The sequence below is a fragment of the Streptomyces sp. NPDC001292 genome (genome assembly GCF_042896465.1).
Classification (GTDB): Bacteria; Actinomycetota; Actinomycetes; order Streptomycetales; family Streptomycetaceae; genus Streptomyces.
This window is the reverse complement of record NZ_JBIAXG010000072.1, coordinates 15,618-29,033: the sequence shown is the minus strand read 5'-3', so window position 1 is coordinate 29,033 and position 13,416 is coordinate 15,618. Positions and strand designations below refer to the sequence as shown.

Here is a 13,416-nt window from a genome sequence, read left to right as displayed (position 1 = left end):
AGGCCCTGCCTTCATGCCCCCGCACGGCCACGATCACCCGAACAGCACACCCGTACGGAACCCCCAGCCCCACACCCGGTTTCGAGAAGCCTTCTAACCCCCGCAGAGTCGGACGTCCCCGCCGCCGCGCCCGAGGGCGGCCACACCAGGAGCGCCCGCAGTGCCGCCGCCGGTGGGCAGGCGGGAGGCGCGCAGGTCTGCATTCCCCAGAGGAACTGAGTCACGCCGAACTGATCGTTGACGATGCCGACCATGGTCTGGCGGCCACCGGCGCTGCTGGTCGTGTACAGGTTCGGCCAGAACTGGTTGGCGTCCCGGCAGCCCGCGCACGGCAGGCCGGTGTTGATCGTGATGCCCGACTTGGTGCGGGCCTGCGGCACCGCTCCGGGAAGGGACGGACCGGCGTTCCAGTCGACCGTGTTGTGCCTGTCGAGCGCCAGGTCCTGGGCTTCGGCCGGGCCCGACGCACGCGCCACGGACGGCGCGAGGTAATCCCTGACGGACAGCTCGAAGTGGTCGATCGCGTTGTCGTCCCGCGGCCCGACCAACGTGGTGAGCTGCGGCTGAGTGAACGGCTTGGGCAGGTTCATCTGCACTGGAGCCGGGCCGGAGGTGGTCGTCCGGGTCCAGCTGAAGTAGGGAACCGCGCCAGGCCGGTCAGCGTGGATGCGGTGCTCGACCCGGTCGAGGTCCGAGGGCAGGACCCGGTACGGCAGGCTGCCGGGAATCCGGCCGGTGGTGTTGAACCCCAGCGCGTAGGCCTTCGACACCTCGCTGGTGCCGCCGAGGACGACCTGGACGCCGGGTTCGGCCCCGCCCCCGATCCGCTGGATCAGCGTGGCGGCCGCGGTCGGCGACACGGTCACGATCGGCAGCGCCGCGTACGGGTCGACCTGCGGGCAGCTGTCCGGACCGTTTGCGCAGGTGAGGGCCGGGGCTCGTGTGATCCGATCGGTCTGGCCGGCCACCAGCGCCCCGACCGCGCCCGCGGCGGCAGCCGCCGCCACACGCTGGCGCAGTGCGGTGACGTCGCAGGTCGTCGTGCAGATGTCGGTGGGCCTCAGCAGCACCAGCGCGCCCTTCACGTCGACCTTGGCGAGTTCGGCGGCCGAACCGGTACCCGCGTAGACGACGGGCTTGTGCCCGTCGGTGGGCAGTCGGGGAACCGCCAACCGCACGAGGCGGCTCACAGTCCGCCCGTTCTCCTTCCATTGCTGTGCGCCGCCGTAGGTGGTGGCGTCGGGTGTCGGGTAGCGGGCGTCCAGGTCGAAGGAGTCACCGTTGCCCGTGGCCTTCATCGTCACCGACGGTGGTACCAGGACATGCTGGCTAAACTTCCGGCGCCGCATAAAGCCCAAGGTCGTGACTCTGTTGGTGACCTTGCAAGGGTGCTGACAGCGGGTATGTATGGTCATTGGCTGGAATGCAAGCGGGGTGGCCTCCGGCTGGAAGGGGAAGCGATGTCACTGCAACCCGGGAGTTTTCAGCGGATCCCGCCGCGCAGGCTGATGTGGTGTCGTCTGGCCGCGCTGGCTGGCGACGGCAGAGAAGTATCGGCGGTGCTTGATGTCTCCTCCGGGGAGGGACCCGCCGATACTTCCGGATCCGACCGTACCCGCTTCGGTGCTCGCTGATCTTCACGTACAGTGCTGTGAGCAAGGTGTCCAGGTCGCTTGTCACAGAACGATCTTGGACGCCCTGTCTGCGTTCCCAGACGCACCGTCAGCATCGGTAACTTGTCTAGATGCTCCACTGGCGGTCAACCTTGTGCAGGAGAGACCGGAACCGTGCCGTGCTGAGCGCGGCAGCCGCAGCCGGAGTGGGGGCAGACAGACCGGGGGGAACTGGCAACCTTCCGCCGCCCCTGGATTCCACGAGGCTTTCGCGGAGTTCCGGGCGGCGGCTCAGCGGTAGACCTCCACCTCCGCCAGGCTCAGCGGATTGGTGCCGGACTCGAGCTGAATCCGCAGGTAGCGTCCCTTGACGTTGCCCAGATCGATCACGCTCGGCGTTCCGGCCGTGGCCGACTGCCGGATCGCGGTCACCCCCGGTGAGGCCTTGGCCTCTTCGATGGTCTGCCCGCGGATCTCCTGCTCGGACGTCATCACCCAGTAGTTGCGCAGCCGGTCGGCACAGCAGTCCGTCCGGTTGTAGATCCGCACCTCCGCCAGGTTCTCGGCGGTCTTCAGATCGACCTGCCACCACGCCTGGTTGGACGGCTCGGCGGTGTGGGTGACCGAACCCTGCCCGAACACGCCGTCGGTGTTGCCGTCCACCGCCCGTTCCGGCACCCCGCCCCAGCCGAGGCTGGATTGAGTTGCGGGCTTGTGCAACGCCAGATTGACCTCGTTCAGCACCTGGGACAGGAAGCTGTCCGCCGTACGGCCGGTGAGCTGCTGCGGGATAGCCGCCAGCGCGGCCCGCTGCCGGCGCAGCACGTGCGCGAGACGCGCGACCTCCGCCGTGTCGCCCGCCACGTCCGCCCGCAGCAGTTCCACCGCGGTCCGGCCGGCCTCCCCGTACGCGCCGAGCTTCTCCAGCCACGGTCCGGCCTGCGCGGCAAACGCAGGGTCGCCCATGTCGCGCTCGATCCGGCCGGGAGCGTCCACCAACTCGCCGAAGTACTTTTCCAGTTCAGCCAGTGCGTCCGCGTCGCCGGGCTTGTCCCACACAGCGGCCACCAGAGCCTTCAGCCGGCCCGCGTCCGCCGTCGACTTCAGCGGCCCGCTCCGCGAGTTCTCCGCGAACACCTTCAGCGCCGGGTACGCCTTCCCGCCCAGCTCGCGCAGCGCCCGGTCCCAGGACGCCTCCGGGTCGTACGCGGCCGTGTTCCAGGTGAAGTCCGCCGCCGTGAACAGGGCTATCAGGGACGGCGCGTGCTGGTTCATCTGGTTCGTGGTGATTCCCTCGACCGTGCCGGTCAGCGCCGCGTCGCGGTCGGTCAGCGGACCCAGGTGGAGACGGTTGGGCGCGTAGTCGTTCACGGGGTAGTTGTCGAAGATCAGCATGTTGCGGTTGCCGTACGCCGCCTTCGCCGCGGTCGCCTGCGCGTTGGTGATCTGCGGGGAGACCACCTCCGGGCCGGTCCAGTAGATCGAGGTGTCCTTCTCCACCAGCTCGTTGTAGCGCTTCTTGTACGAGGACGGCGTCGCGTTCCAGTACTCGGTGGGGATGGTGATCAGTCGGCTGCCCGGGTGGGACCTGATGAAGTTTGTGTACACGTGGTTCGTGACGTATGCCTGGGCCGCCGCCTTCGGGTTCGCATCGCCGCCGAACTTCGCGCGGTCCGCCGCACAGCTGATCGGATCGAAGACGTCGTCCCAGCCGAGCGAGAGATCGCGGACGCCGATGTCGTACAGCTGCTGGAAGCGGGCGAGGACGAGCTTCAGCTCCTCGGGATCCGCGTGGCAGATGCCGTACCCAGGGGCGGTCGGCGCCTCCGGGCCTAGCCGGTAGATGAACCTGATGTGCCGCTTCTTCGCCTCCGCGACAATCGTCCGCAGCTCCTCCAGCCGCGCACCGCTGTACGGCTCGCGCCACTTCTGCGCCGCGTTGTGCGGATCGCCGATGCGCGGGTGGTAGAGGAACGTGTTCTGCTTGTGCGCGCCGAGAAAGCGGATCTCGCCCAGCTCGTCCTCGTACGACCACTTCGCGCCGTAGAAGGACTCCTGGCCGCCGCGGGTCGCGAAGTCCGGCCAGTCGCGGACGGTGGCGGAGAAGACCTTGCGTCCGGCGAACAACTGCCGGAAGGTTTCGGCGGCGTAGTACGTGCCGGCGTCGTCCACACCGTCCAGGACGGTGTGGTGCCGAGAGACGGAGACGACATACCCGCCCGGCTTCAGGCCCTCGGCGGCGGGCGACGCGGGACGCGTGCCGACATACACCGGGTACGCACCCGGGCGGGCCGCCGATGCCTGGGTGACCTCGCGCACGCCGGCCGCCCGCAGCGTCCCGGCCACGGTCGCCACGGCCTGCGGATCGCTCTCCGCGTCGCGCACCACCACGGCGCGCTGCGGCAACGGGAATTCCTTCCCGTACGAAATCTCGTGCGGGACGGGTGAGACGGCCGGTGTGTGGTCACCGCCCCTGCCTGCCGCCTGCGCCGCCGCCGTCGCGCCGGAGAAGGTGCTGCTCTGGGTTGCGGATGAGCCGAACGCGAAGTCGCCCAGTTCACTGCCCGCGGGCAACGTCGGCTGCGGGTCGTCCACCGCCCGAGCCGGGACGGTGACCAGCGCCATCGCCAGCGCCGTGGTCACCCCTATGAGGGCTGATCTCAAGGAGCGTTGCATGCCTACCTCCTCGTAAGGCCCGCCACATGGATGCGGGCGGAGTTGGGGGAGCCGGTCTCGTGGCGGCGACACCGACCACAGTGTTCAACCGGTCGCGGTGGCGAAGATGTGTATGGCTGCTGGCCGGCTGTGGCACCCTGGCCGGTGTTGGGCATTCACGAACGCGACGGTCGTGAATGGGTTGCGGGAATCAGTGCGACGACGTCGCAGTAGTGTCCGCAGCAATGTGTGCTTCGGTGGTGCCGGTGGGCCAGGATCCGCCGTTCTCCCAGTAGTCCTACGATGGCCAGGGGCAGCCGTCTTGGGCGCCGCGAGGCCCCGCTGGAGGCCGTGGTACGTCATGACTGCCTCTTTCATCCGTCGACGTGGTCGAAGTGGGTGAGTGTGAGCAGTGCGTCGTCCGTGGGCAGCGTCCAGGTGCCGGTAGCTGCCGAGGCGGCCAGGCCGAGGGCGCCGTGCAGTGGTTCGCCGTTGGATGCCGCAATGCGTGCGCGGGGGCGCAGTTCGCGTAACCGTGTCTCGAACGCGGCGAGTAGCGCGTCGCCGATCCGGAAGAGCTCGCCGGTGCGCCCGATCGGCGCGTTGGCGTCGTCGGGGCCGCGGCGTGCGCGGTCTCGGCGAGGGCCCGCCAGGCCCGGACCAGGATGGAGTTCGCCCGCGCGTCGCCGTCGCGGGCGCAGGCGGCGACGGCAGGAGCAAAGCTGGCCAGCAGGCCGGCGCGCTGCGGACTGGGCTGGATCAGCCCGGGCAGTTGCTGCGGCGGTCCGAACCGTCGAACGAGCGCGTCCAGCAGTTGCGGGGAGCCGTCCGGACGGCCGTCGTAGGCGCGCAGCGCCGCCGCCAGGCCCTCACGCCCGATCCAGGCACCGCCGCCGTCGTCGCCGAGGAGGTGCCCCCAGCCGTCGGCTCGGCGCCAGCCTATCTCAGGGTCAAGTCCCAGGGCGACGGCACCTGTTCCGGCTGCGATCACGGCCCCCGGCTCGGTGCCGATCGTCGCGGCGTAGGCGGTTACCGCGTCGCTCGCCAGCACTACTCGGCGCGCGCGGAAGCGGTCGGCCAGTGTCTGCGGCAGCCGGTTACGCAGTTCGCCGCCGAGCAACGCGAATCCGGTGGCACCCACCGCGATGGTGTCGGCCGTGCCGAGCATGCCGGTCGCGGAGTCGGCCAGCAGTGTCTCCAATACCGGGACGACCACTTCCAGTACGGCAGCGGCATCCAGGCCGGCCGTACCGATCTTGGCGGGGGCTGACCGGTCCGTCCAGAGGGCCGGCGCGTCCGAGCCCAACTCCCGAATGCCGACCCGCACTCCGGTGCCGCCCACGTCGACGCCGACCACTCGCACCGCAGTCATGACTCGGGTCGGATTCATGGTTGAGCTGAGTACAGCCTTGACCGAACCTCCATGGCGCTCGAGCAGGTGCCGGGCGTGGTCGGCGGGCAGGTCGGCGAGCAGGCCCACCAGGGCTACCCGGGTATCGCCGCCGGCGGCGGCCAGCGCCCGGCCGGCGGCGTCAGCGTCCACTGCGGCGGCCTCACACAGGAGGCGCACACTGCGGCGCCGAAGTTTGTCGTTGACCGCGGTCAGCGAGACCATCAGGTTCGAGTAGGTGCGTCCGAGGCGGACCATTACCGCGGTGGAGAACGTGGTGAGCACCAGCTTCTGGGCGGTGCCGGCCTTCATCCGGTGGATCCGGTGACCGCTTCCGGACCGGTCGCCAACGCGATGTGCAGGTCCGCTTCGGCTCCCAGTGGTGCGCTCGGGTTCGCCGACACCAGTGCGGTGGCGGCGCCGGTGGCACGGGCCCGACGCAGCGCGCCGCCGACGTACGCGGTGGCACCACTGGCGCTGAGCCCGATGGCGAGATCCGCCTGGGTGACCTCGGTCGCGTCCAGCGCCCCGGCGTCCGCGTCGTCCTCGACGTCCTCCACGGCGTCGGTCATGGCTGCGGGGCCGCCGGCCAGGTGTGCCACGAAGACTCGGGGCCCGACGCCGAAGGTCGGTATCACTTCGGCAGCGTCGAGCACCCCGAAGCGCCCGGAGGAGCCGGCGCCGAAGTAGTGGATCCGGCCGCCGCCGCGCACGACGTCAACACCCATGGCGACCAGGTGCGCGATGTCCTCGCGGACGGCGCGCACGGCTAGCAGCGCCTGCCGGTCCTGGCCGGTGATCCGGTCGACGAGCTCGGGTACGCTGAGCTCGTCCAAGTCGTGCGTCGCCGGGTTGCGGGCCTCGGTCAGTGGCGGCGGAGCGGTCTCCCTCCAAGTCATGGTCGTTCCTCTCCTTCGCTGGCGCCGTGCCCGCTCACCGCCCGGTGCCGCTCGACCGCGCGGTAGGCGAGGCTCAGCGCCGAGTTGGTGGCATCTGGGCCGCTCGCCTGAGCCAGGCGCACGTACAGGCAGTCCACAACGAAGAGTTGGCTGATGCGGCTGACGGTGGCCCCGCTACGGAAGGGCGCCTCCCGTCCCGCGGAGCACAGCACCAGATCGGCCAGTGCGGTGATGGGGGATCCGCTGTCATTGGTGAACGCGAGGGTTGTCGCACCGCGCAGGGCTGCCTCGCGCAGTGGGTCGAGAGTCTCCTGGGTGCGGCCGGAGTGCGAGATTCCGACAGCCACATCGCCGGGCCGCAGATGCGCCGCGTTCATCAGGGCACGGTGCACATCGCTGAACGCGGAGCAGGGTAGCCCCAGATGCTGCAGCTTGTACTCCATGTCCGCAGCAACGAGTCCGCTTGACCCGACGCCGTACACCTCGATCCGCCGGGCTCGGGCAAGCAGCCGGCTCGCCGCGTCCAGAGCTGCGGCATCGAGCTGTTCCACGCTGTCCTGGATGGCGCCGGCGTCCGCGTGTGCCATCTTGACAATGACCTCTGCGGCTGTGTCGTCGGGCTCGATATCTCCCCGCATGCCGACGCGCAGCCGCCACCCGGAGCGCGCATACTGCACTGCCGCGGCGAGAGCCAGCCGCAGCTCGGGATAGCCGGTGAGTCCCAGTCGGCGACAAAACCGAGTCACCGAGGTGTCCGACACCTTGGCGCGTCGGGCGACCTGAGAAATGCTCAACTGAACGATGCCGGCCGGATCCTCCAGCACCACCTCTGCTATCGCCTGCTCCTTCGCGGACAGCGAGGGCAGTAGTCCGCGAAGCCGGACCAGCACACCGGCGGTGCGGTCGTCCGGGCGGAGGTCCTCTTCGCTCATGTGGAAGTTCCCCATCTCAAGCCAAGTTGGCGTGAATCTTCAACGCGCAGCGGGCGGCTGTCAAGGGGTCCGGACGTCCGTCCATCCCATGAGGCCGTTCCGGTGTGGCAGGTCTCCGCATCGGGCGACCGTTCCCGGGCGTTCACCCCGGCCCGCAGTGCCTCGGCCTGGTTCTGGCGACCGCGCAGCCAGTAGGAGGAGCCGTCGATGCCAGCGGCCGCCGCGCGGTGCAGGAGCCGGTCGAGTATCGCGGCGGCCACAGTGGCATCGCCGAGGGCGGCGGCCCAGTCATCTGAGGATGCCGACGTTCGTGGTCAGGATCCTGGACTTGAGATACCGCTGGTTGATCACCTGCAACAACGGGGACGCGCCTCGCTTCGGGGGCTGGTGCCGACGCGGGCCGCAGTGGACTTGGCGGTGGCGATCGCCGACTTGGACGGGCGGCCGACACCGTGCAGCCGTCGCCTGACGAGCGACGCGGTCAGACCTCAGGCTGGGAGGGTCACGTGCTAGGTCCAGGCCGGCGCGGGCGAGGCAGCCGTCGTGCGCGAGCGGCCCGCGCTCCAACTCCCGCTCCAGCGGGGCGATCTGCGTCTCGGCCAGCGTGGTCGGCCCGGCGAGTGTTCGACAGCAACTCAGCCTCGCCCTGCTCCCGCCAAACCTTGCGCCACCGCTCCACCGACTGCTCGCCCACCCGCAAAGCGGCGGCGATCTCCCGGATCTTCTCCCCGCTCTCGAAGCGAGCCATGGCCTGCATGCGTAACAGCTCCCGTGCGGCCCCCAGCGTTGGTCAACCCGCCGCCCTGCGCGTGCCTCACACCCCAGGAGTACCGGCCCCGTCCAGCCCCCTGCCAGGCAAACGACCCCAGCATCACGCTTTCGAGTTCAGGTAGCGAACCAGCCCACTCACCAGCGAGACCTACAAGACCATATAGGATTCCCTCGGCTGGAAGGAAGGATGGGCATGCCACCAAAGGTGCGTCCGGCATTCACGAGGCTGGCTCCAACGCCCCTCAGTGGCACCCGGACTCCCCAGGCGACAGGCGTCGGCCGACAGCTGCAAAGCCGTCAAATCCCTGACGAGCGCGGGCCCTGCACGTTACCGCAGCAGGTACGGCGAGGGTGCCTGGGTGCGGTCCATGCGTCGAGGCCTACAGGACAGCGGGCTTCAACTGGCGCCGGGGGATGTCTCCGCCCCGCATCTTGACGTTCCACCGAGGAGAGAAAATCATATAGACAAAACACCGGCCATCCCGCAGAGGGAGACCTTCCCATGCCTTCGAGAGCGCGGTTGATCGGCGCTCTGGCGATCGCCGTACCTCCGACGACCAAAGGAGCTGGCCTTGACCGGCAGCAATGGCATGACGCGACGCAGAGCGCTCATGACGATACCGGCGGCCCTGGCCGCCACCTCCCTCGGTGGACGGGCGGCCGCCGATGACTCAACCGGACCATCCTCCCTCGATTTCCAGGCAGCGATCCAGCCGATCGACCCAGCGGTGCAGATCTTCGGTACCGACGGCTGGTACACCTGGGGCGGCACCCCCATCCGCGGCCGCGACGGAGCGTACTACCTCTTCTACTCACGCTGGCAGCACGGCTCGGCCGGCCGCGGCAGCGACCCCTCGGAGAAGATCTTCTACGGCTTCAGCGGTTGGATGAAGTACAGCGAGATCGCCGTCGCGGTCTCCCCGGGCCCCCAGGGTCCGTATCGGCACTTGCGAACCGTCGTGCAGGGGACGGGAGACCCCGGCCGCTGGGACCGCTACAACGCGCACAACCCACACATCCGCTACTTCCACGGCCGCTACTACCTGTACTTCATCGCCAACAACCCGGCGAACACCCCCGAGCCGTGGTACTCCAAGCAGCCCTCCCTCTGGCTGCAATACCACGCCGGCCAGCGCATCGGTGTGATCAGCGCCCGCACCCTGGAAGACCTGGTCGCCGGCCGCGGTACCCGCAACGACATCCCCATCACCGGCCCCGACTATGTGAACACCTTTCAGATGGTGGTCAACCCGTCCGTCACCGAGGCCCCTGCCGTCGACGGCCGGCCCCGCTTCCTCATGACGTACAAGACCTGGAACGACAAGGGCGTCTACATCACCGTCGTCGGCCAGTCCGACCGTCCCGAGGGCCCCTTCCCTTACACCGCCACTGCCCTGGGCACGCCCGAGACCCAGGCGGAGGATCCGTATCTCTGGTACGACCGTGCCGACCGCCGCTTTTACGCGATCGTCAAGGACTTCTATAGGGGAGCCGACCGGACCCATGCGCTCACTCCCCAGTACGGGGCGCTCGGCCTGGTCACCTCGAAGGACGGCCTCACATGGGGGCCGGCCGAGCACCCGGTGGTCTCGCTGAGGCAGTTGAGGCTCACCGACGGCTCGCTGATCCCTCTCGGTTCGCTGGAACGACCGCAACTCCTCTTCGACCACAACGGCCGCCCGACAACACTGCACGCTGCCATGGCCCGCGGCAGCACCACCGCTGGAACCCAGAACGTCGCCATCCCGCTGCGCTGGCCGTAAGAACGCAGTCCGTGACGCTAGACCACACCGGTACTCGACCACCCGCGTGGATGAATGCGGTCGGGCTGTTTTCATCACACCTGCCCTTTGTGATCGCTGCGACACTGGAGATGCGCATGGGTTTTCACCGCCGCCGCTTCGGGCATCGCCCGCTGACCATGGTCTGCGCCCTCGCCCTGTCCGCCGGGATCCTCACCACCGGCACGGCTCTCGCGAGGCCGATGGCTGTACCTCAGAAGTATTTCGTCGACTGCTCCGGGGAGGCGGTCGCCGACGAGCACGCACGACCGGGCACGCGCGCTCGGCCGTTCGCCTCGTTGGCACAGATCAACCGTCGCGCGCTGCGTCCGGGCAGTGAGGTCTATCTCGCGCGCGGCACGACCTGTCAGGGCACCTTGGTACTCAACGATTCGGGGACCGCGGCTCGGCCGGTCCGGGTCGGCGCCTATGGCGACCCGGACCGACCCGCACCGCGGATCGACGCGGCCGGTGCCCAGCAGGCCGTGCTGCTGTCCGACGCGGAATACGTCCACATCGCCGACCTCGAACTTACTGCCCCAGGCGACAACTCCGCTCCGCGACGGGGCGTGTACGTGGTCGCGAAGGACACCGGGCCCATCCGCGGCATCGAACTGCGAGGAATGGCCATCCACGACGTGCGCGGCATCCTCGACGGGCCCCGCACCAACAATGGCAAGTTCGGTGCCGCATCCGGCGGCATCGTCGTCGAGGCGCAAGGCACGACGACACCGACGTGGTACGAGAACCTGCGCATCGTGGACAACAACATCCGGGCGGTGGACCGTGAGGGCATCTACACCTGGTCCAACTGGTGCCGCCGCCCGGAACTCGGCACCTTCTGGGACGACGTGTGCGACGCGCCCTACGCGCCTTCGCGAGGCACGATCATCCGCGGCAACAGGCTGTCCGACATCGGCGGCGACGGGATCTCCGTCAAGATGAACAACAACGCGCTGGTGGAGCACAACACACTGGCGGGCTTCAACATGCGCTCCGGCACCTACAACGCCGGCATGTGGACGGCCAACAGCGAGGATGTCACCTTCCAGTACAACGAAGCGTCAGGCGGCCACACCACACTCGACGGCATGGCCTGGGACGTCGATCACGCCACCCGCGGCATCGTCTACCAGTACAACCTCAGTCACGACAACGAGGGAGGCTGGCTGCTGCTGTGCCCGACCTCGACCGGAATCCGGGACTTCGTGGTCCGCTACAACATCAGCATCAACGACCACTTCCGCGGGGTGGAGAACTGCTCCGGTCACATCGCCTCCGGCGCCGTCCACAACAACACCGTCTACATCGGCGACGGCGTTTCCCAAGTCGTGGTCAACGAGAACAACAGTCAGCCCCGCCAAGTGGACTTCGCCAACAACATCATCCACAAGCAAGGCACAGGCACCGCCTCCTTCCGGGTGCGATCCGGTCGGTTCGCCTTCGACCACAACCTCTTCTACGGCGTGCCACAACCACCCGGCGCGACCGCGAGCGTGCTCGCCGACCCGTTGTTCGTCGCTCCCGGAACCAATGTCCCGGCCGGCTACCACCTGCACAGCACCTCCCCTGCACTGCGCGCGGGCGCCATCGTGCCAGACAACGCAGAACACGACTTCTTCCACGCCCCCGTACCGCGGAACGAACCACCAACCATCGGTGCGGCACAACAATGACCGGATCTGACACGACGCTCGAGGCCGTCAGCGGTGTGCGCGTAGCGCCTTTGGTGCACGACCTGGCCGGCCTCGTCCACGAGGCAGAGCTGCTGATGGGCGTTGCCCCAGTCGACGCCGGCGAACACCCCGGCTGGGTCTGTGGCCTTGGTGGGTAACGAATGGTCCATGGATTCCGTCCTGTCGGTCCTGGTCACCGGCTTGGCGGCCCCGCTGGTACCTCATCTCGGCGCTCGAGGCGCGACTCCCGCTGGCCAGTTCGCGGCCCGCCTCCAGCGGAAGGGACTGGTCTGCATGGGGGCCTCGAAGGCAACGCGTCTGCATAGGTCCTCTCCCGCTGGCGCGGTGACCGGCGGGGAATTCCCGCCACCAAGGAGTGTGCACGGATGAGGTCTGCCCGACGGTCTGGGGCCAGACGGTGTTCACCGCGTCGGGCAGGGCGCTCAGTCCGTCGCAGACCAGCATGAGCACGTCCCGGACGCCTCTGTTCTTGATTTCGGTCAGGACGGTCTGCCAGTACTTGGCGCCTTCCCCTCCGTTCCCGGCCCATGCGGTCGTGACCGCCGCGGCGGCCGGCTGTGCCGAGACCGGGACCATCTTCCTGGACGGCTCCGCCGACAAGGGCCGCCGGGCGCTCTCCCTGGTTTCCGACGTGCACGTGTGCGTGGTGGACCTCTCCTCGGTCGCCGTCGGGGTGCCGGAGGCGCTGGCCCGACTCGTTCCGGACCGGCCGACGACCCTGATCAGCGGTCCGTCGGCCACCTCGGACATCGAGCTGGAACGCGTCGAGGGGGTGCACGGCCCGCGCACGCTGGTGGTGGTGATCCGCACAGATGTATGAGGAGGCTACGAGGGCGCGGCCTGACATCGCTAAGCTGCTGGTGACCATGACACTCAGCACAGGGAGACCCGGATGTCGGAACACGACCCGCGCGCCCCTGGCGACCTGGCCAGGGCGAGTGAGCCGTCCACCCTGCCGGTCCGTAAAGCCCTGTCCGACAGTGTCTACGAGGACATCAAGGCCAGGGTCATGGACCACGAGATCGCCCCGGGCGCGCGCGTCGGCATCGAGGCCCTGGCCCGTGCCCTCAACGTCTCACCGACCCCGGTACGCGAGGCCCTGGCCCGTCTCGAGTCCGACGGTCTCGTCGTCAAGCGCTCCCTGTCCGGGTACCGGGCGACCGAGTTGCTCACCCGCCAGGGCGTGGAGGAGCTGTTCGAGATGCGGCTGCTCCTGGAGCCGCGCGCCGCGGCCCTCGCTGCCCGCAACGCCGACGAAAGTCAACTTGACGCCATAGAGGCGACGCTGGAGGCCATGCAGGCCCTCCCCGGCCCCACCGGGCCATACGTCTCCTACCGTGACTTCGCCGCGCTGGACCAGCGATTCCACGAGACCGTTGCGGAAGCCGCCCATCGGCCACTGCTCGCGGACGCGATGGAGCGGCTCCATTCACACCTGCACATCTTCCGCCTCAGTGGCGTCCAGGACGCGGGCGATCCCACCGTTGACGAGCACGAGCGAGTGGTACGGGCAATACTGCGCCGCCGGGCCGAACGCGCCGCAGAGGCGATGGCCGAGCATCTCACCCGCAGCCTGGAGCGCCAGCTGAGCCGGTTCGACGAGCAGTGACCGGCCCGGTCGGCGCTTGGGACAATCCGTCGATGTCTCCGGGCCCGGTGACACCACCCCACGGATTAC

At 68.8% G+C, this 13,416-nt stretch carries 10 protein-coding genes and 2 pseudogenes; 4 read left to right on the top strand and 8 right to left on the bottom strand.

The genetic code is table 11. From position 1 onward, the window contains the following. Window positions 1–11 precede the first annotated feature (11 nt). The 7 genes from ACFY4A_RS39830 to ACFY4A_RS39800 form a co-directional block, all read right to left on the bottom strand. A complete protein-coding gene (locus ACFY4A_RS39830; protein WP_390834204.1) occupies window positions 12–1,298 on the bottom strand; it encodes a PA domain-containing protein in 1,287 nt (428 codons plus the stop codon). A 606-nt stretch (window positions 1,299–1,904) separates the two neighbouring features. Further along, entirely contained in the window at window positions 1,905–4,289 is a 2,385-nt protein-coding gene (locus tag ACFY4A_RS39825) for a beta-N-acetylglucosaminidase domain-containing protein (RefSeq protein ID WP_390834203.1), read from the bottom strand. Window positions 4,290–4,566: 277 nt separating this feature from the next. Further along, window positions 4,567–5,970 (bottom strand): BadF/BadG/BcrA/BcrD ATPase family protein, encoded by a 1,404-nt coding sequence (locus tag ACFY4A_RS39820; RefSeq protein WP_390834202.1) that lies wholly within the window; start codon window positions 5,968–5,970, stop codon window positions 4,567–4,569. Then, entirely contained in the window at window positions 5,967–6,557 is a 591-nt protein-coding gene (locus ACFY4A_RS39815; RefSeq protein ID WP_390834201.1) for an N-acetylmuramic acid 6-phosphate etherase, read from the bottom strand. Before ACFY4A_RS39815 ends, ACFY4A_RS39820 begins: the two co-directional genes overlap by 4 nt. Then, a complete protein-coding gene (locus tag ACFY4A_RS39810; RefSeq protein WP_390834200.1) occupies window positions 6,554–7,489 on the bottom strand; it encodes a MurR/RpiR family transcriptional regulator in 936 nt (311 codons plus the stop codon). Before ACFY4A_RS39810 ends, ACFY4A_RS39815 begins: the two co-directional genes overlap by 4 nt. Then, entirely contained in the window at window positions 7,486–7,749 is a 264-nt protein-coding gene (locus ACFY4A_RS39805) for a hypothetical protein (RefSeq protein ID WP_390834199.1), read from the bottom strand. Before ACFY4A_RS39805 ends, ACFY4A_RS39810 begins: the two co-directional genes overlap by 4 nt. 242 nt (window positions 7,750–7,991) lie before the next feature. Beyond that, window positions 7,992–8,237, bottom strand: coding sequence for a helix-turn-helix domain-containing protein (locus tag ACFY4A_RS39800; RefSeq protein WP_390834198.1), 246 nt, complete (start codon window positions 8,235–8,237; stop codon window positions 7,992–7,994). 595 nt (window positions 8,238–8,832) lie between these two features. Between ACFY4A_RS39800 and ACFY4A_RS39795 the strand changes: the two genes are divergently transcribed. Further along, window positions 8,833–10,023, top strand: a complete 1,191-nt coding sequence (locus tag ACFY4A_RS39795) for a glycoside hydrolase family protein (protein ID WP_390834197.1) — start codon at window positions 8,833–8,835, stop codon at window positions 10,021–10,023. Between the two features lie 116 nt (window positions 10,024–10,139). Next, window positions 10,140–11,717, top strand: a complete 1,578-nt coding sequence (locus ACFY4A_RS39790; RefSeq protein WP_390834196.1) for a hypothetical protein — start codon at window positions 10,140–10,142, stop codon at window positions 11,715–11,717. 378 nt (window positions 11,718–12,095) lie between these two features. Here the strand turns inward: ACFY4A_RS39790 and ACFY4A_RS39785 are convergent. Next, window positions 12,096–12,266 (bottom strand): annotated as a pseudogene (locus ACFY4A_RS39785) (transposase); the annotation flags it as partial. On the opposite strand from ACFY4A_RS39785, the pseudogene ACFY4A_RS39780 reads away from it, so the two are divergent. Both ACFY4A_RS39780 and ACFY4A_RS39775 read left to right on the top strand, forming a co-directional pair. Next, a pseudogene (locus ACFY4A_RS39780) lies at window positions 12,265–12,558 on the top strand (lactate utilization protein C); the annotation flags it as partial. The pseudogenes ACFY4A_RS39785 and ACFY4A_RS39780 overlap by 2 nt on opposite strands. A gap of 72 nt (window positions 12,559–12,630) precedes the next feature. Continuing rightward, window positions 12,631–13,347, top strand: a complete 717-nt coding sequence (locus tag ACFY4A_RS39775) for a GntR family transcriptional regulator (RefSeq protein WP_390834195.1) — start codon at window positions 12,631–12,633, stop codon at window positions 13,345–13,347. Window positions 13,348–13,416 lie beyond the last annotated feature (69 nt).

What these genes read in the sequence shown, in the direction of transcription:
- ACFY4A_RS39830 (WP_390834204.1), bottom strand. Translation starts at nt 1,298, where the DNA reads ATGAAGGCCACGGGCAACGGTGACTCCTTCGACCTGGACGCCCGCTAC.
- ACFY4A_RS39825 (WP_390834203.1), bottom strand. Translation starts at nt 4,289, where the DNA reads ATGCAACGCTCCTTGAGATCAGCCCTCATAGGGGTGACCACGGCGCTG.
- ACFY4A_RS39820 (WP_390834202.1), bottom strand. Translation starts at nt 5,970, where the DNA reads ATGAAGGCCGGCACCGCCCAGAAGCTGGTGCTCACCACGTTCTCCACC.
- ACFY4A_RS39815 (WP_390834201.1), bottom strand. Translation starts at nt 6,557, where the DNA reads ATGACTTGGAGGGAGACCGCTCCGCCGCCACTGACCGAGGCCCGCAAC.
- ACFY4A_RS39810 (WP_390834200.1), bottom strand. Translation starts at nt 7,489, where the DNA reads ATGAGCGAAGAGGACCTCCGCCCGGACGACCGCACCGCCGGTGTGCTG.
- ACFY4A_RS39800 (WP_390834198.1), bottom strand. Translation starts at nt 8,237, where the DNA reads ATGGCTCGCTTCGAGAGCGGGGAGAAGATCCGGGAGATCGCCGCCGCT.
- ACFY4A_RS39790 (WP_390834196.1), top strand. Translation starts at nt 10,140, where the DNA reads ATGGGTTTTCACCGCCGCCGCTTCGGGCATCGCCCGCTGACCATGGTC.
- ACFY4A_RS39775 (WP_390834195.1), top strand. Translation starts at nt 12,631, where the DNA reads ATGTCGGAACACGACCCGCGCGCCCCTGGCGACCTGGCCAGGGCGAGT.